Origin of the sequence: Mesorhizobium sp. M0833, from assembly GCF_040319905.1 — a bacterium.
GTDB lineage: Bacteria > Pseudomonadota > Alphaproteobacteria > Rhizobiales > Rhizobiaceae > Mesorhizobium.
In genome coordinates this window covers 38,856-57,919 of sequence record NZ_JAMYOQ010000004.1, presented here as the reverse complement: position 1 = coordinate 57,919, position 19,064 = coordinate 38,856, and the positions used below count along the sequence as shown (strand labels likewise).

Below are 19,064 nucleotides of genomic sequence, written 5' to 3'. Positions count from 1 at the left end.
CGCCTGAGTTATTGCACGTCGTAGCCGACTTCCTCGCTGGCGTGGCAGAGTGCCTTCCAGAACGAGCGTGCGAACGAGCGGAACACGTAGATGTCGAACTGATCGGCCGCGGTGCGCTGGATCTGCGCGAAGACGTCGTGATGCATGGTCGAGCGGCCGGCGCCGATCGGGAAGGCCGGCAGCGCGAAGTCGATGGCGAAGAATTTCGCCAGCACCCACTCGGCCTTCGGCCCGGCGATACGGATCGCGGTGCGGCCGTGCGAAAGGTCGGTGACCGTACCGATGGCCGGAGTGACGACATCGGCAAAGGCCGTCGCCAATCCCTCGGCTTCATCGACAACCGTAAATTTTCCCGGCGCAAAGCCGAACACCGACCTGGCGCCGTTCGTCACACCGCCGCCGGCGCCGTCGGGCAAAGTCAGGCCTGTGACCGTATGGATGCCGGCCATCAATGTCTTCTCCTCGCCGGGCCAGGCGGCGAGCTGCAGAATCGACCCCGGCCTGGTTTCGGAGAGGATGATTTCAACGCCGTGCTCGAAATTGCCTTGCGAGCCCGGATGCAGCACCGGCTCAAGCGGTGATTGGCGTTCAACCATGCATGCGGCTCCCGTCCGGATCGAAGAAATGGTTGGAGACGATCTCGACCGGCCCGAACCGGTTGCGCAACGGGTCGGAAACGTAGGCACGCGAGCCGCGCCGCGCCTTGCCGCCCTTGACCAGGGCAAGCGCGATATATTTGCCGAGCGCCGGCGAATAGCAGCAGGCGGTGATGTGGCCAAGCGAGCCGTGGGGATTGGCTTCGTCAAGCTCCTCGACGATGTGTGCGCCCCCATTGAGCGGCTGGTTGTCGAGCGAAACAATACCGACGAGTTCCAGGCGGTCGGGTGCGATCAGCCCCTCGCGATCCATCATCGCCGAGCCGATGAACGGCTTCTTCTTCGACAGCATCCAGTCGAGATGCAGGTCGCGTGCCGTGGTACGGCCGTCGATCTCGGCACCGGTGACGTGGCCTTTCTCGATGCGCATGGTGCCCAGCGCCTCCAGCCCGTAGGTCACCAGCCCGAACGGCTTGCCGGCTTCGATGAGCGCCTCCCACACATGGGTGCCGTAACCGGCGCCGGAATAGACCTCGAAGGCCATTTCGCCGGAGAAGGACAGCCGGCAGACCATCACCGGCACGCCGGCGATTTCGCCGTGGACGATGCCCATGAAGGGCAGTGCGGCATTGTCGACGGCGGTGCCGCTGACGCAAGCAGCCAATATCTGCCTTGCCTTCGGCCCGCCGATGGCGGCACCGGCCCATTGATCGGTCACCGAGGTGAGGTGGACCTTCAGCTCCGGCCAGATCACGTCGAGGAAATACTCCAGATGCTGCATCACCTTGGCGGCATTGGCGGTGGTGGTGGTCATCAGGAAATCCTGCTCGCCGAGCCGCCATGTTGTGCCGTCGTCGAAGGCGAGACCGTCCTCGCGCAGCATCAGCCCGTAGCGCGCCTTGCCAACGGCCAGCGTCGAAAACATGTTGGTGTAGACGCGGTCAAGGAATTCCGCCGCGTCCGGGCCTTGCACGGCGATCTTGCCCAGTGTCGAGACGTCGACGATGCCGGCGCTCTCGCGCGTGGCTCTCGCTTCGCGCACATAGGCCTGCTCGATCGTCTCGCCGGGATGGCCGTAGATCATCGGCCGGTACCAGAGGCCGGCCGAATACATGGTGGCGCCGTTGGCGACGTGCCAGTCATGCATCGGCGTCAGTCGCTCGGGTTTCAGATCGCCGAAGCGTTCGGCGGCAAGCGAGCCGATCGATACCGCCGCGAAGGGCGGGCGAAAGCGTGTCGTGCCGACCTGCGGGATCGGCTTGCCCAGCGCCTCGGCCATGATGGCGAGGCCTGGTATATTGGAACTCTTGCCCTGATCGGTCGCCATGCCGAGCGTGGTGTAGCGCTTCAGATGTTCGACCGAGACGAAGCCTTCCCGATGCGCCAGCCGCACGTCGTCGGCCGTCACATCATGCTGGAAATCGACGAAGCTCTTTCCACTGGCCCTGATCTCGAACACCGGCGCCGGATCGGGATCGCCGGGAGCGGCTTCGACAACCGGCAAGGCCGCCGGCGTGCCGGTTCCGCCCGTCGCGGAAAAACCGGCGGCGCGACCTTCGGCGATCGCCTCGGCGGTGGAGAAACTGCCGGTGAAGGCGCCGGCGCCGATCCATTGCCGTGTTGTAGGTTTCGGCGGCAGGAACGCTTGCAACGTTTCGTTCCATTCCGCCTTGGCGCCGGCCTGGCTGGCCAGATGGATGGTCGGCGACCAGCCGCCTGACATCAGCAGGCAATCGGCGTGAATGCTGCGCGCATCGCCGGAAAGCGCGCCACTCGCCATATCGAAGCGCTGCACCTTGAAGCCGGACAGCGCCTTGCCGCCCTCGGTGGCGATCACCGCGTGGCCAGAAAAGATCTCGGCCTCAGTTTCGCCGGCCAGCTTGCGCATCTCGCTCGAAAGCTCAGGGCGTACGTCGACGATGGCGACGATCACGGCGCCGGCCTTCTTCAGCGCCAGGGCCGCGCGATAGGCGCTGTCATTGTTGGTGAACAGCCCGATCCTGTCGCCGGGCAGCACGCCATATTCATTGGCAAAACGCTCGGCCGCATGCGCCAGCATCACGCCTGGCCGATCATTGCCCGGAAAGACCAGCGGACGCTCCAGGGAGCCGGTGGCCAGCACCACCGACTTGGCGCGGATTGTCCAGTAGCGATGGCGGGGTTCGCCCTTGCCGGGCGTTTCCTTGTGGTCGGTGACGCGTTCGAGCGCAGCAAGCGTGTTGCCGTCATAATAGCCCCAGACCGTGGTGCGCGGCAGCAGGCGGACATTGTCACGGCCTTCGAGCTGGCCAGCGGCGCGCGCCGCCCAGTCGGCGGCCGGCATGCCGTCGATCGTCTCGCCCGACCAATTGGCCGAGCCGCCGAAATGCGGCTCGAGCTCGGCCAGGATGACGCGTGCACCCTGATCGGAAGCAGCCCTGGCGGCCATCAGCCCGGCCGGGCCGGAGCCGACTACCAACACATCGCAAAACGCATTCATGCGTTCGTAGCGCGCCGTATCGGGAGCCGTGCCTGCCTTGCCCAGGCCGGCGGCACGGCGGATGAAATGCTCACAAAACATCCAGAAGCGCGTGCCCTTCAGCGGACCGATCACCGGTCCCATGAAGGTCTTGTAGTAGAAGCCGGCCGACAAAAGCTTGCCGCCGAGCTGGTTCACGGCACTGACGTCCCAGGCAAGTGAGGGGAAACGGTTCTGGCTGATTGCGGTCAGCCCGTCATAGATCTCGACCATGGTGGCGGGAATGTTCGGCTCGCGAACCTCGCCCCTCAACACGGTGACCAGCGCGTTAGGCTCCTCGACGCCGGCGGTCAGCACGCCGCGGGGACGGTGATATTTGAACGAACGCCCGAACAGGGTGACGCCGTTGGCCAGCAGCGCCGAAGCCAGCGTGTCGCCGGCGTGGCCGGTATAGGGCGCGCCGTCGAAGGTGAAACGGATGGTCCGCAGCCGGTCTATGAGGCCGCCGGCCTCGGTACGGCGCGGGCTCATGGCTTGTCCTCGGCCCGGTGCCGCGCAACCGAATTGTGATCGCCGCGCGCGAACGCGGTGCTGGAGATCTCGTGCGTCAGCGTGTTGCGCACGACCCTGAGATGGGCGCGGCAGCCGCCGGAATGCTGCCAGATCTCATTGTGGTCACCGGCCGGGTTCAGCCGGTCGTAGACATAAGCGTTCCAGGCGTCGAGATTCTGCGAGGCAGGCTGTGGGCGCTGGCGATTGCCGTCGCCCTGATAGGTGAATTCGATCACGTCGCGCGGGCCGCAATAGGGGCAGGTGATGAGCATGGATCTCTTAAACTTCTCGTTTGACCATGATCTTGTCCGAAAACCGGTTTCCACTTTTCGCTGACGCGGACCTGCGGTTCGGGATCATGGCCTAATGCAGCCGGGGCGTGGCGCCCTGGCCCTTGTCGTCGATCACCAGGCCACGATAGAAGCGGTCGAGCGTGAAGGCCGCGTTGAGATCGTGTGGCTCGTCCTTGGCAATGGTCCAGGCAAAGCACCAGCCGGAAGCCGGCGTCGCCTTGAAGCCGCCATAGCACCAGCCGCAGTTGAGATACATGCCCGGCATCGGACCGGTGGTGATGATTGGCGAGCCGTCCATAGACATGTCGCAGACGCCGCCCCATGAGCGCAGCATGCGGACACGGGCCAGCCCAGGGAACAGCGCCAGCATCTCGCTCATCACCTCATCGACGATCGGCAGGCTGCCGCGTTGGGCGTAGCTGTTGTAGCCGTCGAGATCGCCGCCATAGACAAGGCCGCCCTTGTCCGATTGCGACATATAAAAATGGCCCATGCCGAAGGTCAGGACCGTATCGATGAACGGTTTTAGCGATTCCGTGACGAAGGCCTGCAGCACGTGGCTCTCGATCGGCATCGTCTCGATGCCGGCGAGCCGCATGACTTGCCCAGTGCTGCCGGCCACTGCGACGGCTACCTTCTTGGCGCGGATTTCGCCGCGCGTCGTCGCGACGCCGGTGATACGGTCGCCGTCGCGCAGGAAGCCGGTGACCTCGCAGTTTTCGATGATGTCGACGCCGCGACGATCTGCACCGCGCGCATAACCCCAGGCGACGGCGTCGTGGCGGGCGGTGCCGGCGCGCCGCTGCATCAGGCCGCCGACAATCGGGAAGCGCGCGGTGGCCGAGACGTCCAGTGCCGGCACCAGGCGGGCGATCTCCGCCGTGGTCATCAGTTCGGCGTCGACGCCGAGATGGCGCATGGCGTTGCCGCGCCGGGCATAGTCGTCGAGCTGGGCAGGTGTGTGGGCGAGGTTCAGGCAGCCGCGCTGCGAGAACATGACGTTATAGTTGAGGTCGTGGGCCAGGTTCTCCCACAGCTTCATCGAATGCTCGTAAAAGCGCGTGTTGGCCGGCAGGAGATAATTGGAGCGGACCGCCGTGGTGTTGCGGCCGACATTGCCGGAGCCGAGCCAGCCCTTCTCCAGCACCGCGACATTGGTGATGCCGTGCTCCTTGGCTAGGTAGTAAGCGGTCGACAGGCCATGGCCGCCGCCGCCGATGACGATCACGTCATAGGACGCCTTCGGGTCGGGCTTGCGCCAGGCCGGCCTCCAATCCTTGTTTCCGGTCAGCGCGTTTTTGAGAAGCGAAAAGGCCGAATATTCCGCCATTCTTATTGTCATCCATTTCAGGCTTGGCGGCAGACTATAGAGCAGGTGGCCAACGCAAAGCCAAGATTGCGCCATCGCTTTTCGACTCCCCGACTTCGATTGACCGACTTCGATTGGCCGACTTCGAAAAACGAGACGCTGCGGTGACTTGCCCCGTGATATGAGCCTCTTTATCAAGGACGTGCTTCAAAACTGCCGATGCCGCCCGCGAGTCGCCAGAAAAGTCATGTTCTTTCGTTTACTCCGCCTGGTCTTGATTCTTGCGCTTGTCGTCTCGGCGCCGCCGTCGTTCGTTGTAATGGCGCAGGCACTCGGGCAGGGCGCCGCCGGGTTGATCGCAGACCAGCAGAAAGTCATCCAGAGTCTGACGGCCAAGACCGACGGTCTCGAGAAGAAGATACAGCAGGACGGCCAAGACGATGCCACCCTGGTGGAAATCCGTCTGCAATTGGAGGATCTGTCGCGGGCGGCGCTCACCAGCGCGCTAGCGTTCCGCTCGCGTCTCGGCGATATCAACGATCGGATTGAAGTGCTGGGACCTCCGCCGGCCGCGGGCCAGCCGGCCGAGCCAGACATCGTAACCGGTGAACGCCAGGCCTTGGCTTCCGAAAAAGCCGAGATCAACGCCGTTATTGCCAGCGCGCAGAACCTGTCGATCCGCATCAGTGGGCTGATCGAGAAGATCGGCAATATGCGCAGCGAACTGTTCCGCAATGTGCTTACAAAGCGCTACGTGCTGTCCGATGCGCTTAGCCCCGAAGTCTTTTCCGACGCCAACGCTGAGTTTTCCGGCTTCTATAAGGCGGTCTCCTCCTGGCTGAGCTTCGCCTTCAAGTTCAAGTTCCAGGCCATTCTTGCGGCGACTTTGATGGCGCTCGCATTCGCTGCAGTGCTTTTTATCGGCGGCCGACGCCTGTTCGGCCGCGTCTTCGAAGCGGATCCCTCCGTCGAGGACCCCTCCTATCTCAGCCGGCTGTCGGTGGCGTTCTGGTCGACATTGCTGCCGACGCTGGCGGTCGGCGCCTTCCTTGTCTCGACGATCTTCTTCTTCAATTATTACAACGTTTTACGCGGTGACATCGGCATCTTCCTGAATTCGCTGGTTGCCGTTGTCGCGGTGGTGTTCTGCGTCAACCGCCTGACCAACGCAGCGCTCGAGCCCCGATTGCCGAACTGGCGTCTGATCCCGGTCGAAACCGGCCCGGCGCGCTGGCTGGTGCGGCTGACGACCGCGATGGCCGTCGCCATCGGCATCAACTATTTCCTATCGGTCGTGAACGACAAGATGGGCTCGCCACTGTCGCTGACCATCGCCAGAAGCTTCATCGCCACCATCATCGTCGGCATCATCCTGATCCTTATGGGCCTACTGAAGCCGTTCAAGGCTCCCGACGGAAGCTGGCGCCCATGGCCGGCGTGGCTGCGCTACACCGCCATCGCACTGGGCCTATTCACGATCGCATCGGCACTGCTTGGCTATATCGGCCTTGCAATTTTCGTCTCGCTGCAGGTCGTGGTCACCGGCACGATCCTGGTCACCGCCTATATCGGTTTCCTGTCGGCGCGGGCGATCGGCGAGGAAGGCGGGTTCGCCAAAACTTCGATCGGGCGCTGGCTAGCGGCCAATTCGAGCTACGAAGAGACCGCCCTCGACCAGCTCGGGCTTGTCGTCAGCGCCGCCATCAACATCATGATTGTGCTGGTGTTCCTGCCGCTGATCCTGTTGATGTGGGGTTTCCAGCCCGGCGACATCCAGGCCTGGGCCTACAAGCTGGCGACCGGCCTCACCATCGGTTCGGTGACGATCTCGGTCACCGGCATTCTCACCGGCGTCGTCGTCTTCATTATCGGCTATTTCCTGACGCGCTGGTTCCAGGGCTGGCTCGACGGCTCGGTGATGGCGCGCGGCCGGGTCGACACCGGCGTGCGCAATTCGATCCGGCTGGCGGTCGGTTATGCCGGCGTCGCGGTCGCGGCACTGGTCGGCATCTCGGCGGCCGGTATCGACCTCTCCAATCTTGCGCTGGTCGCCGGCGCCCTGTCCCTCGGCATCGGTTTCGGCCTGCAAAATGTCGTCTCGAATTTCGTGTCGGGCCTGATCCTGCTGGCCGAGCGGCCGTTCAAGGTCGGCGACTGGATCGTCGCCGGCGACATCAGCGGCACGGTCAAGAAGATCAGCGTGCGCGCCACCGAGATCGAGACGTTCCAACGGCAATCGGTGATCCTGCCCAATTCAAACCTGATCAATAATGCGGTCGGCAACTGGACGCACCGCAACAAGCTCGGCCGCATCGACATCAAGGTCGGCGTTGCCTATGGCAGCGACGTCAAGCACGTGCATGGCGTCCTGTTGGAGATCGCACGCAGCCATCCGCTGGTGCTGAAGAACCCGGAACCCTTTGTGTTGTTTTCCAATTTCGGCCCGGCCGCGCTCGAATTCGAGATCCGCGTGTTCGTGGCAGACGTTCTTAGTGGCAATATCGTCCAGAACGACATCCGCTTTGCCATCTTCGATGTGTTCGCCGACCAGCATATCGAAATTCCGTCGACACCGCGCGCCGTCGTCGAGACCAAAAAGTACGAGGCCTGGCCGATCGACGACGACAAGATCGAAGTCGAATTCGCCGAACGGGAACAAGCAAAAGCTCTAGCGGCGGTCGAGGCGAAACGTCTCGCCAAGTCGGGACGCAAGGTACGCAAGCCCGATCCTGACTAGCGTTTGGAGCTTGCCTTCAAGCTTCGGAAATCAATTGCGGCATGAATGCGGCATTCAGTTGCTGTTCAGCTTGCATTGCATATAAGCTCACCTGCAAACGGCGAGAATGCCTTGCGAAATGCAACAGAGGCGGTGGCAACACCGATACTGCAAAATGTGGAAGTCTCTCGTCGCCGCCATCGCTTTTCTGGCCGTGGGCGGTTCGGCCCATGCCGCCAGCGCGGTCAACAAGGACGCCGAGACCCGCACGCTGATCGTGACGGAAGGCGGCGGCAAGACCGAGCTGGCGCTGGCCGCCGGCGAAACCGTGGAATTTTGCCCGAGCGGCTGTTTTGTTACCTTGCCGAATGGCGACCTCGAGGCGCTGACGGGTTCGGAAACCGTCGAGATCTCGGGCGGCGTCGCGCGCATCAAGTAAAGTCGACGCCATGATTTTTGAAGGCCGGGCAAACGCCCGGCCTTTTATTTACTTCCGGTAATCGGCGATGAAGGTATTCACTTTTCTTCGAAGCTGTGCAGAACGGGCTCCAGCAGCGCTTTCGTACTGAGCAGGGCGAAGGCGTAGGTCCAACTGCATTCGACGAGCTGGTGGCGCGGGCTTTTTTGGCGATGTCGCAAACAGGCTGCAAGCGCGCCGCCGCGCCGACCTATAGTCTGCTCGCAATAGCATCTTGGAGTCGCGGGCAATGGCAGGGTTTCCGGAAAAGGCGAAGGTCGTCATCGTCGGGCTGGGCGGCATCGTCGGCGCATCGGTCGCCCATCACCTGATTGAGCGCGGATGGGACGATATTGTCGGCATCGACAAATCGGGCATCCCGACGGATATCGGCTCGACGGCGCATGCCTCCGACTTCTGCTACACGACCAGCCATGATTTCCTGTCGTGCTGGACGACGCTCTATTCCATCGATTTCTACGAAAAGATGGGTCATTACGCCCGCATCGGCGGCCTCGAGGTCGCACGCGTCGGAGACGACGCCCGCATGGCGGAAATCAAGCGCAAGATCGCCTCGGCGAAGGCCTTCGGCACACGCGCCCGCCTGATCGATCCCGCCGAGATCAAGGAAAAATTCCCGCTGATCGAAGAACAGATGGTACAGGGCGGCCTGTGGGATCCCGATGCCGGCCTCGTCATCCCGCGTTCGCAGACAGTCGCCGGCAAGCTGGTCGACCAGGCGGAAGCCTCGGGCAAACTCAAGGCGTTTGCCAACACCTCGGCCAGGTCGCTCGTCATCGAGAACGGCCGCATCAAGGGCGTGGTGACCGACCGCGGCACCATCCAGGCCGACTACGTCGTGGTCTGCACGGGCATCTGGGGGCGGCTGATCGCGGAAATGGCGGGCGAGGACCTGCCGGTCATGCCGATCGACCACCCGCTCACCTTCTTCGGGCCGTACACCGAGTTCGCCGGCACCGGCAAGGAGATCGGCTGGCCGCTGCTGCGCGACCAGGGTAATTCGGCCTATATGCGCGATACCGGCGATCCCAAGACCGCCGAAGGCGGGCAGATCGAATGGGGTTATTACGAAGAAACCAATCCGCGCCTTTGCCATCCGCGCGATATTCTCGAGAAAAACGAGGCACGGCTTTCGCCGTCGCAGCGCGATCTCGACATGGAGCAGATCCTGGCGCCGCTCGAGCGGGCCATGGAACTGACGCCGATCCTGGGCGAGCTGGGCTACAATGAGAGCCATTCCTTCAACGGGCTGCTGCAGGTGACGGCGGACGGCGGCCCTTCGATGGGCGAAAGCCAGAAGGTGAGGGGCCTCTGGTATGCCGTGGCGATCTGGGTCAAGGACGGCCCCGGCATGGGCAAGCTCATCGCCGACTGGATGACGGACGGCCGCACGTCGATCGACCACCACGCCATCGACTATTCACGCTTCTATCCGCACCAGACGAAAGAGCAGTTCATCTGGGATCGCTGCACCGAAACCGCGATGAAGGTCTACAACCCGGCGGTGCATCCGCGCGAGCCCTTCTCCAAGGCCCGCAATGTCCGCCGCTCGCCCTTCTGGGAGCGCGAAAAGGAACTCGGCGGCTATTTCCTGGAGCTCGGCGGCTGGGAGCGCGCCCATGGCTACGCCGCCAACGAGCATCTGCTCGAGAAATACGGCAACCGGGTGCCGGTGCGCCAAAATGAATGGGATAACCGCCACTTCTGGCGCGTCTCGAACGCCGAGCATCTCGCCATGAGCGAGGATTGCGGCATCGTCAACCTGTCGCATTTCGCCATGTACGACGTCGAAGGCCCGGACCATGTCGCGCTGATGGAATGGCTGTGCGCGGCAAAGATCGGCGGCGACGGCAATATCGGCAAGGGCATCTATACCCATTTCCTCGACGAGGAAGGCATGGTGCGCGCCGACCTGACCGTCATCCGCATGGCCGACCGCTGCCGCGTCATCGACGGCGCCGATGCCGGGCCGCGCGACTTCCAGTACATGCGCCGGACGGCAGAAGACAAAGGCTTCGACGTTACCGTCACCGACGTGACCGAGAAGTACGTGACCGTCGGCATCTGGGGTCCGAACGCGCGGGCGACATTGAGCAAGTGCGTGGAAAACCCCGACGGGCTGACGCCGGAGAATTTTCCCTTTGCCGCGATCAAGCCCGTCAGGATCGCCGGCAAGGACGTGACCGCCTTCCGCATCTCCTATGTCGGCGAGCAAGGCTGGGAACTCCACATGCGCTACGAGGACGGCCTCGCTGTCTGGGACGCGCTGCGGTCGACCGGCGTGATGGCCTTTGGCGTCGAGACCTATGCCAACAGCCGCCGTATGGAGAAGAGCCTGCGTCTGCAAAACGCGGATCTGTTGACCGAATATAATCTGCTGGAAGCCGACCTTGCCCGACCGAAGGTCAAGGAGGCCGATTTCTGCGGCAAGGCAAAGCATCTGGAATATCGCGCCCGGGTGCACCAGCCGGCCATGCTTTGCACGCTTATCATGACGGACAATACCGATTCCAACGGCGTTCCCCGCTATCCGGTCGGCACGATGCCGGTGATGGACCCCCAAACCGGTGAGACGCTCGTCGACGAGCTCGGCCGCCGCTCCTTCACGACCTCGGTGGCCTATGGTCCGACCCTCGGCAAGAACATCGCGCTCGCCTACCTGCCCTGGGCGTATTGCCAGGAGGGCCGCAAGCTGAACGTCGAATATTTCGGCGAGAAATACCCGGTCGAAGTGGCCGCCGTCGGCTACAGGCCGCTCTATGACCCGGAGAACCTCAATCCGCGCAGCTAAGCATTGAGGCGGTCGCAAAAATGTGACCGAATGAGCCCGGCTCTCCACCGGGCTTTCTCTTTGTCGATCGGCGATTTTCGCTTAACGTGCGGCATGTCTGGTTTTGCCAGTGCAAGACATTTCGTCTCGGGTGCCGCCGCGCTGGCGTCGGTGCTATGGCCAGCGGCAATCTCCCGCGCCGCCGAGCCGGTCGATGTCGAACTGGTGCTGGCAGTCGACGTATCCTTGTCCATGTCGCCGGACGAGCTCGAAATCCAGCGTCATGGCTATGCGGCGGCGCTGACGCATGACGATGTCCTGCAGGCAATCGGCGAAGGCGCTCATGGCAAGATTGCCGTCACGTATGTCGAATGGGCTGGCGCGACCTGGCAGCAGGTCGTCGTGCCGTGGACGGTGATCGCCAATCGTGCCGACGCCGAACGGCTGGCAGCGCAGCTTTCCGCTCATCCGCCGGCCAGTGCCAGGCGCACCTCGATCTCCGGCGCGCTGGAATTCGCCAGCGATCTCTTTGCCGAAAGCGGCTTCCAGGGCGTCAAGCGGGTGATCGACATTTCGGGTGACGGCCCCAACAACCAGGGCGCACCTGTCGATACCACCCGCGACGCCGTGATCAAGCAGGGCATCACCGTCAACGGCCTGCCGTTGATGACCAGGGGCGGGTTCACCAGCGCCTACGATGTCAACAATCTCGACCGCTACTACAGCGACTGCGTCATCGGCGGGCCGGGCTCCTTCATGATCCCGGTCAATGACTGGACGCAGTTTCCGGAGGCCATCCGCCGCAAGCTGGTGCTGGAGCTTGCCGGTCCGGCCTCGCCGCAGCGAGCGGCGGAAGAGGCGGCGCATCCGCCATTGGTTCTGGCACAGGACATCCCCGTCACCGACTGCCTGGTCGGCGAAAAAATGTGGCGCGACCGCAGCTGGATGTACAACACCCGCTAATGGCGAAGTTTGCTGCCGGTGGTGACATACCGCAGTGCAGCATCTGCTTCATTGACAAGCCTGTGCGCGTCTGTGACACAATTCTCCATCCGAACAAAAAAGGGGAACCGACATGAACAGGATCGGAATTCTTGCAGCAAGCTTGACGCTTGCCGTCGGATTGTCCGCGCCGGCCACCGCCGCTACGTCGGTCAGCATCGGCATCAGTGGATGGACCGGCTTTGCGCCGCTGACGCTCGCCAAGCAGGCCGGCATCTTCGAAAAACACGGCCTCGACGTCACCTTGAAGAAGGTGCCGCAAGCCAGTCGGCCCCTCGCCATCGCCAGCGGCGACCTGCAATGCGCCGCCACTACGGTCGAGACCTGGCTGGTCTGGAACGCTAACGGCGTGACGACCAAGCAGATATTCCAGCTCGACAAGTCCTACGGCGCCGACGGCATCGTCGCCCGCAACGACATCAAGACCGTCGCCGATCTCAAGGGTAAGTCGGTCGCGTCCTCGGCGCCGGGCACGTCGCCCTATTTCATGCTGGCCTGGGTGCTCAACAAGAACGGCATGTCGACCAAGGACGTGACGGTCGTCAACCTGGAGCCGGACGCGGCGGCGCAAGCGTTTCTCGCCGGCCAGAACGATGCGGCGGTCACCTATGAGCCGTTCATCTCGGCGGTGCGCGAAAAGTCCGACCAGGGCCATATCCTTGTGACCACTCTCGATTATCCGATGGTGCTCGACACGGTCGGCTGCACGCCGGAGTTCCTCAAGGCCAATCCGGATGCGGCCAAGGCGCTTGCCGACAGCTATTTCGAGGCACTTGACCTGATAAAGAGCGACCCGGCGAAATCCTATGAGACGATGGGCGCCGACGTGAAGCAGTCGGCCAAGGAGTTCGAAGCGTCGGCAAAATACCTGAAATGGGCCGACAAGGCTGAAAACAAGCAGTTCTTCACCAAGGAATTCCAGGACTTTTCCAAGACCGCCGGCGAGCTTCTGCTGCAGATGGGCTTGATCAAGGAAGCGCCCGACGTATCGACATTGGCCGACACCAGCGCCGTCGCCGATTAACCGGCAGGATTGTCGCCCGGCGGCGGCGCGTGCGCCGCCGCTTTTCATTCCGATCAGAGGACGGTCGAAGATGCCGCGCCCCTTGCATCCGGTCTCGCCGGGCATTCGCACCGTGCTCGGCATTTCGTTCTTCGTGCTGTTCGTGGCGTTCTGGGCGTGGATCACGCTTGGCGGCCACGTCAATCGCATTTTCCTTGCCGATCCGCTGTCGATGGTGAGAGACGGTTGGCGGCTACTGGTCGAGGACCGCTTCTGGCTCGACATCCTTATCACCATCTGGCGCGTCTTCGGCGGGTTCCTGATGGCGGCCATCGTTGCCGTGCCACTCGGCATCGTGATGGGTGCCTGGAAGCCCGTGGAGGCGTTCCTGGAGCCGTTCGTCTCCTTCGCCCGCTATCTGCCGGCATCGGCCTTCATTCCGCTGCTTATCCTGTGGGCGGGCGTTGGCGAGCTCGAAAAACTGCTGGTGATCTTCGTCGGCTCGGTGTTCCAGATCATCCTGATCATCGCGGTCAAGGTCGGCGGCACACGGCGCGACCTGGTCGAGGCGGCCTACACGCTTGGCTCGTCCGACAACGGCATCGTGCGGCGCGTGATCATGCCGGCCAATGCGCCCGAGATTGCCGAAACCCTGCGCCTGGTGCTCGGTTGGGCCTGGACCTATGTCATCGTCGCCGAGCTGATCGGCTCGTCGTCGGGCATCGGCTACATGATCATCAACAGCCAGTCGCGGCTGGCGACAGGGCAGATCATCTTCGGCATCATCGTCATCGGCCTGATCGGGCTGTTGTCCGATTTCGCCTTCAAGGCGCTCAACCGTTGGCTGTTTCCATGGAGCCTGGCGTGAGCAAGCTGCTCATCGAAGGCGTCTCGCGCACCTTCACTGGTGTCGGCGGTGGGCAGCCGGTCAAGGCGCTGATGCCGATCGATCTGGCGGTCGCCGCCAACGACTTCATCACCATCCTGGGGCCATCCGGCTGTGGAAAGTCGACGCTGCTCAGGATCGTCGCCGGCCTCGAAGCGCCGAGTGGGGGACGTGTTATGCTCGACGGCAGGGTGGTGGACCGGCCCGGTCCAGACCGCGGCATGGTTTTTCAGTCCTATACGCTGTTTCCGTGGCTGACGGTCGCCGAGAACATCGCCTTCGGGCTGCGCGAACGTGGAATGGCCGAGCACGAGCGCAACGAAATCGTGGCTTCTTACGTCGATCTCGTCGGGCTGAGAGGTTTTGAAAGCCATTGGCCGAAGCAGCTTTCCGGCGGCATGCAGCAGCGCACCGCGATTGCCAGGGCACTGGCCAACGATCCGGAGATCCTGCTGCTCGACGAGCCGTTCGGAGCACTCGACAACCAGACCCGAGGGCTGATGCAGGAGCTGCTTCTCGGCATATGGGAGCGCCGGCAAAAAACGGTGCTGTTCGTCACCCATGACATCGAGGAGGCGATCTTCATGGCGTCGCGCGTGGTGGTGATGACGGCGCGGCCCGGCCGCATCAAGTCGGACGTTGCCGTCGACCTGCCGCATCCGCGCCACTACACGCTGAAGACCAGCCCGGAGTTTTCGGCACTGAAGGCGCGGCTGACGGAAGATATCCGCGTCGAGGCGATGCGCACGGCCGAAGTGCATTGACTCGGCGGGCTTCGTTCAGCCGATGGTCCGATCAGGCCGCCAGAAGCTGCTTGCGGTCGACGCGTTCCTGTTGCGGCGAGCGGGCGTACAACTCGCGATAGCATTTGGAGAAATGCGAGGCGGAAACAAAGCCGCAGGCGACCGCCACTTCGACCACCGGCAACGACGACTGGATCAGCAGGTGCCGGGCGCGGTCGAGGCGGATCTCCAGATAGTAACGGGCAGGGGAGCGCCCCATCTCGGTGCGGAACAGGCGCTCGATCTGCCGGCGCGACAGGTCGACATGGTCAGCGATCTCGATCAGCGAGAGCGGCTCGGAGAGATTGGCTTCCATCAGCTCGATAATGGTCAGCACCTTGGAATTCTGCACGCCAAGGCGGGCGCGCAGCGGCAGGCGCTGGCGGTCGGTCGGGCTGCGCACGCGATCGGTCAACACCTGCTCGCAGACACGGTTGACGAGGCTCTCGTCGAAATCGTCGCCGATCAGCTTCAGCATCATATCGAGGGCGGCGGTGCCGCCGGCGCAGGTGTAGATGTTCTGGTCGATCTCGAAGAGGTCGGCGAAGACATTGGCCTTGGGGAACGCCTCGGAAAAGCCCGGCAGGTTCTCCCAATGGATGGCGCAGCGCTTGTTGGACAACAGGCCTGCTGCGGCCAGGATATGCGCGCCGGTACACAGGCCGCCGACGGCAACGCCACGATTGTACTCCTCGCGCAACCAGGCAAAGGCCGATTTGTTCTGGTAGCGCTCGACATTGATGCCGCTGCAGACGATGGCCATGTTCGGCCGGTCCGGTCCGGACATTTTCTTGCGCTCTTCCTCCAGCGAGGTGTTGACGGCGCATTCGACACCGTTCGAGGCGCGCACCGGCTTGCCGTCGATACTGGCGAGCCGCCAGCGATAGGCTTCATAGCCGAGCATGCGGTTGGCCGAACGCAACGGATCGAGCGCCGTCGCGAAGGCGATCATGGTGAAATCGGGGACCAGGAAGAATACAAACGATCGCCGGATCGGGTGCTTTACGACGTTCACGGGTAGATCCTCACGCTGCAATGGCGCGAACAGGATGTCGCGATCAGCATAGCGACATCAGGAAAGACGTTTCCTGTCAATTGGCTAGATGGCAACGGAGCGAATTTATTTGCGACACGGGTCGCAAATGGGCAATCGCTATGCGGCGAAGGACGTGACAGGCCGCCGGACCGACCAACGAGCCTACGCAGTCTGCGCACACGAAAACGTCGCCTCGGCAAAACCGAGGCGGCGCTGGATCGACTTCGAAGCAGCGCTGGGCTGCTTCCGCCAGGATTGCTGTCTCAGGCGACGAAGCCGAGGCGCGCGGCAGCCATGGCCCCGGTCTGGCCGGGCATGGTGTTGGCCAGGCGCTGGCGCTCGAGCGCGGTCGTCAGGTTCATTTCGCGGCGGGCAAAGAGGCGGGCAAAAAGCTTCATGATCATCTCCATTCAGTTGCTCAGACGGGTCGCCTTCGCTTGATGGAGTGGGGCAGCTCGTTTGTTGATGATCATATAGGCTTACGTGAGGGGAAACTAAATCGCAAAAGCGAAGCACTTGATATGAAAAGCGACACGGAATGCGACAAATTTGGGCAACCTGCCCAGGATTTTCGATTATTTACAATGTGTTGGTTGCCAGTGCGGGCTGCTATGCGACTTGCTCATATGCGGCATGCGACGGCGACATGGCTCGGGAAAATCATTTGAATACAAACAAAAAGGCCTGCCGGGCTGATCTGCGCGGCAGGCCTTCAGCTGTTGATACACACGGTTTACTTCGCTCCAGCCCAAGATCCCACACCATGGCGAGTGCCGGTCTTGGCATCGGCAGCTTCGGGCCAGCCGATATCCTTCTGCAGTTCAATCGGCAGCGCGCGGATGGCGCGTTCCGTCTGGTAGCGGGCACGGGCCTCGCTGAACTCGGTCGCGATCCGACCGATGGATGACAGGATAGACATCTCATTCTCCTTCGCGTTGGGCCGGGATTGTCCCGGCGCTTGCAGCGTCAGGCGGTACACCGGGTTTGTTTCAGCTTCATTTCGTATCGATTGCAGGTCCGTGTCATGGTTGTTTCGGGACCACTTCGATGCGTCCTGCCTTCGATGGAGTTGACTATCCTCCCAAACTGATGTTCAATCAAACGAAATGGAATGATGGTTTGCATCAGAAAAATTGAAGGTCGCTTGCCATGAACGCCCCACTCAATCATCCGCTGCCGCTGCTCGATCTCGACGTTCTGCGCACTTTCGTCGCAATCGCCGAGACCGGCAGCTTCACCACTGCGGCGAATGCGGTCTTCCGCACGCCGTCGGCCGTCTCCATGCAGATCAAGAAGCTGGAGGACATTCTCGGGCGCTCGGTGTTCGCGCGCGACGCCCGTTCGGTGACGCTGACCACCGATGGCGAGATGCTGCTCGGCTATGCGCGCCGGCTGCTGTCGATCAATCGCGAGGTGGTGTCGAAGTTCATCATTCCAGACATTGTCGGGGTGGTGCGGCTCGGCTCGCCGGACGATTATGGCGAACGTGTGCTGCCGCATGTGCTGAAGCGATTCGCACAGTCGCATCCTTCCATCGCGGTCGACGTCACCATCGACCAGAGCGTCAACCTGCGCCGTCGCATGGACGATCGGGCACTCGACATCACGCTGCTCACCAACTCATACAAGACCAGCGCGATCGGCGCCGAAGTACTGCTCACCGAGCCTATCGTCTGGGCCGGTGCCAAGGGGGGCTGTGCGCATCTGCGCGAGCCGCTGCCGGTCTCCTTGTGGGAAGAAGGCTGCGCCTGGCGGGCGGGTGCATTGGAGGCGCTTGGCCGCGAGGGCCGCAACTACCGTATCGCCTATATGAGCGCGCACACGGCCGGCCAGCGCGCCGCGATCATGGCGGATCTTGCAGTCGCGCCGCTGCCGAAATCGTTCCTCGGCAGTGACATGGTCGAGCTGTGCCCGAAGGACGGCATGCCAGACATCGGCACCTACAACCTCGCCATGGTGGTGACGCCGGACGCCAGCGCGCCGGTGAAGGCAGTCGCTGACCATATCCGCGCAACGTTTGAGATGTTCAGGGAAACTGGGAAGTTCTGAGCCAAACTACGACCTGAGCGGCGCAACCAGATCGCGAGGGGTTCCGTCGCGGTCTGCCCTTTGCAGCGACAACTCTCCTGCCTTGGCATGATAACTGTCAGTTTCGTTGGTCAAGAACGCAACGATGCTGTCCCGCGCGCGCCGCGCCTCCGGCATGTCGATCAACGGCCAGACATGGAACATGCCTTGCTCGTGGACGACCTCTATTTCGACGCCGGCCACGCGCGCCTTTTCCGCGAAGATCAGATTGTCGGGGGTCAGCAGGTCGCGTGAACCGGTCAGCAGCAGCGTTTTGGGCAGCACCGACAGGTCGCCGTAAACCGGGCTGATGCGCCAGTCGGTGGGATCTATGCCGGCGCTGTAAAGCCGGATCGCCTCGCGGCCGCCGGCAATGCCCAGCCACGGATCGTTGCGTTCGGCCTCATACATTTCTGGGTTGGCGAGCGACACGTCGAGGCCGGGCGAAATCAGCACGTGGCGTGATGGCAAGGGCAGGCCGTCTTGCGCAGCCATCATGGTCAGCACGACAGCCATGTTTCCGCCGGCGGAATCGCCCATGAAGATGATGTCATTTGCCCTGGTTTCGCCGAACATCTGGCGGTAGACGGCGCCGACCATACCGAACATGGCGTGGAAATCGTGTTCGGGAGCAATGGGATAGATCGGCACGGTGATACCGAACCCGAGGCGGTCGGCCATGTCGGCGATCAGCCGCCAATGATAGGGGGTGATTTCAAAGACGTAAGCGCCGCCGTGCAGGTAGAGAATCCGCCTCCGCTCACCAGCCTTGGGCGCGATCTCGTAGACGGGAAAGCCGTTGATCGTGCGGGTTGTGATCTCCAGGCGCGACCGCAGCGACGCAGGCGGCCGATGGTTTTCCGTCTTGCGCGCATAGGCGATCCAGCGCTGCAGGTTCTCCGGGCTGGAAAACGCCTTCTTACGGCTGTACCTGAGCACGAACGAAACGACGTGGCTTTTGAGACTGGGCATGCAGATACACGGACTTCGGCTGAGCCGACTAAGAGAACCCCCGACTATTTTGAAGATTGTGTCGCCACCAAAAAAGTCAATATTTATGCAATCTCAACACGGTGGTTTGACTCCAGCTGGCGATAAAGCCTCCGGTCCATGAAG

Annotated in this window: 16 protein-coding genes; 8 read left to right on the top strand and 8 right to left on the bottom strand. The window is 62.6% G+C overall.

From position 1 onward, the window contains the following. Nucleotides 1-8 precede the first annotated feature (8 nt). The 4 genes from NKH98_RS06215 to NKH98_RS06200 form a co-directional block, all read right to left on the bottom strand. Nucleotides 9-596 carry a sarcosine oxidase subunit gamma gene (locus tag NKH98_RS06215; protein ID WP_352897193.1) on the bottom strand — a complete coding sequence of 196 codons (588 nt, stop codon included), beginning with the start codon at nt 594-596 and terminating at the stop codon, nt 9-11. Beyond that, nucleotides 589-3,585 (bottom strand): sarcosine oxidase subunit alpha, encoded by a 2,997-nt coding sequence (locus tag NKH98_RS06210; RefSeq protein ID WP_352897191.1) that lies wholly within the window; start codon nt 3,583-3,585, stop codon nt 589-591. Before NKH98_RS06210 ends, NKH98_RS06215 begins: the two co-directional genes overlap by 8 nt. Further along, on the bottom strand, nt 3,582-3,878 hold the full coding sequence (locus NKH98_RS06205) for a sarcosine oxidase subunit delta (protein ID WP_023676536.1): 297 nt from the start codon (nt 3,876-3,878) through the stop codon (nt 3,582-3,584). The genes NKH98_RS06210 and NKH98_RS06205 overlap by 4 nt, the downstream gene beginning before the upstream one ends. A 91-nt stretch (nt 3,879-3,969) precedes the next feature. Next, complete coding sequence (locus NKH98_RS06200) at nt 3,970-5,229, bottom strand: sarcosine oxidase subunit beta (RefSeq protein WP_352897189.1); 1,260 nt, start codon at nt 5,227-5,229, stop codon at nt 3,970-3,972. 226 nt (nt 5,230-5,455) lie between these two features. Between NKH98_RS06200 and NKH98_RS06195 the strand changes: the two genes are divergently transcribed. From NKH98_RS06195 to NKH98_RS06165, 7 genes are all read left to right on the top strand, one after another. Next, nucleotides 5,456-7,945: a mechanosensitive ion channel family protein gene (locus NKH98_RS06195; RefSeq protein ID WP_352897188.1), complete on the top strand. Its 2,490-nt coding sequence runs from the start codon at nt 5,456-5,458 to the stop codon at nt 7,943-7,945. Nucleotides 7,946-8,099: 154 nt separating this feature from the next. Further along, a complete protein-coding gene (locus NKH98_RS06190; protein WP_254818157.1) occupies nt 8,100-8,363 on the top strand; it encodes a hypothetical protein in 264 nt (87 codons plus the stop codon). 268 nt (nt 8,364-8,631) lie between these two features. Further along, nucleotides 8,632-11,193, top strand: coding sequence for a GcvT family protein (locus tag NKH98_RS06185; protein WP_352897186.1), 2,562 nt, complete (start codon nt 8,632-8,634; stop codon nt 11,191-11,193). Between the two features lie 93 nt (nt 11,194-11,286). Further along, nucleotides 11,287-12,135, top strand: coding sequence for a DUF1194 domain-containing protein (locus NKH98_RS06180; RefSeq protein WP_352897184.1), 849 nt, complete (start codon nt 11,287-11,289; stop codon nt 12,133-12,135). 112 nt (nt 12,136-12,247) lie between these two features. Continuing rightward, nucleotides 12,248-13,198, top strand: coding sequence for an ABC transporter substrate-binding protein (locus NKH98_RS06175; RefSeq protein ID WP_352897182.1), 951 nt, complete (start codon nt 12,248-12,250; stop codon nt 13,196-13,198). A gap of 70 nt (nt 13,199-13,268) precedes the next feature. Then, entirely contained in the window at nt 13,269-14,045 is a 777-nt protein-coding gene (locus NKH98_RS06170; RefSeq protein ID WP_023676527.1) for an ABC transporter permease, read from the top strand. Continuing rightward, nucleotides 14,042-14,827 (top strand): ABC transporter ATP-binding protein, encoded by a 786-nt coding sequence (locus tag NKH98_RS06165; protein ID WP_352897180.1) that lies wholly within the window; start codon nt 14,042-14,044, stop codon nt 14,825-14,827. Before NKH98_RS06170 ends, NKH98_RS06165 begins: the two co-directional genes overlap by 4 nt. A gap of 31 nt (nt 14,828-14,858) precedes the next feature. Here NKH98_RS06165 and NKH98_RS06160 read toward each other — a convergent pair whose 3' ends face one another. From NKH98_RS06160 to NKH98_RS06150, 3 genes are all read right to left on the bottom strand, one after another. After that, complete coding sequence (locus NKH98_RS06160) at nt 14,859-15,797, bottom strand: GlxA family transcriptional regulator (protein WP_302895626.1); 939 nt, start codon at nt 15,795-15,797, stop codon at nt 14,859-14,861. Nucleotides 15,798-16,144: 347 nt separating this feature from the next. Beyond that, on the bottom strand, nt 16,145-16,279 hold the full coding sequence (locus NKH98_RS06155) for a hypothetical protein (RefSeq protein ID WP_013894968.1): 135 nt from the start codon (nt 16,277-16,279) through the stop codon (nt 16,145-16,147). A gap of 335 nt (nt 16,280-16,614) precedes the next feature. Continuing rightward, nucleotides 16,615-16,800 carry a hypothetical protein gene (locus NKH98_RS06150; protein ID WP_023719925.1) on the bottom strand — a complete coding sequence of 62 codons (186 nt, stop codon included), beginning with the start codon at nt 16,798-16,800 and terminating at the stop codon, nt 16,615-16,617. A gap of 230 nt (nt 16,801-17,030) precedes the next feature. Between NKH98_RS06150 and NKH98_RS06145 the strand changes: the two genes are divergently transcribed. Continuing rightward, on the top strand, nt 17,031-17,930 hold the full coding sequence (locus tag NKH98_RS06145) for a LysR substrate-binding domain-containing protein (protein WP_023676521.1): 900 nt from the start codon (nt 17,031-17,033) through the stop codon (nt 17,928-17,930). Nucleotides 17,931-17,936: 6 nt separating this feature from the next. Here the strand turns inward: NKH98_RS06145 and NKH98_RS06140 are convergent, their stop codons facing one another. Next, on the bottom strand, nt 17,937-18,920 hold the full coding sequence (locus NKH98_RS06140) for an alpha/beta hydrolase (protein ID WP_352897178.1): 984 nt from the start codon (nt 18,918-18,920) through the stop codon (nt 17,937-17,939). Nucleotides 18,921-19,064 lie beyond the last annotated feature (144 nt).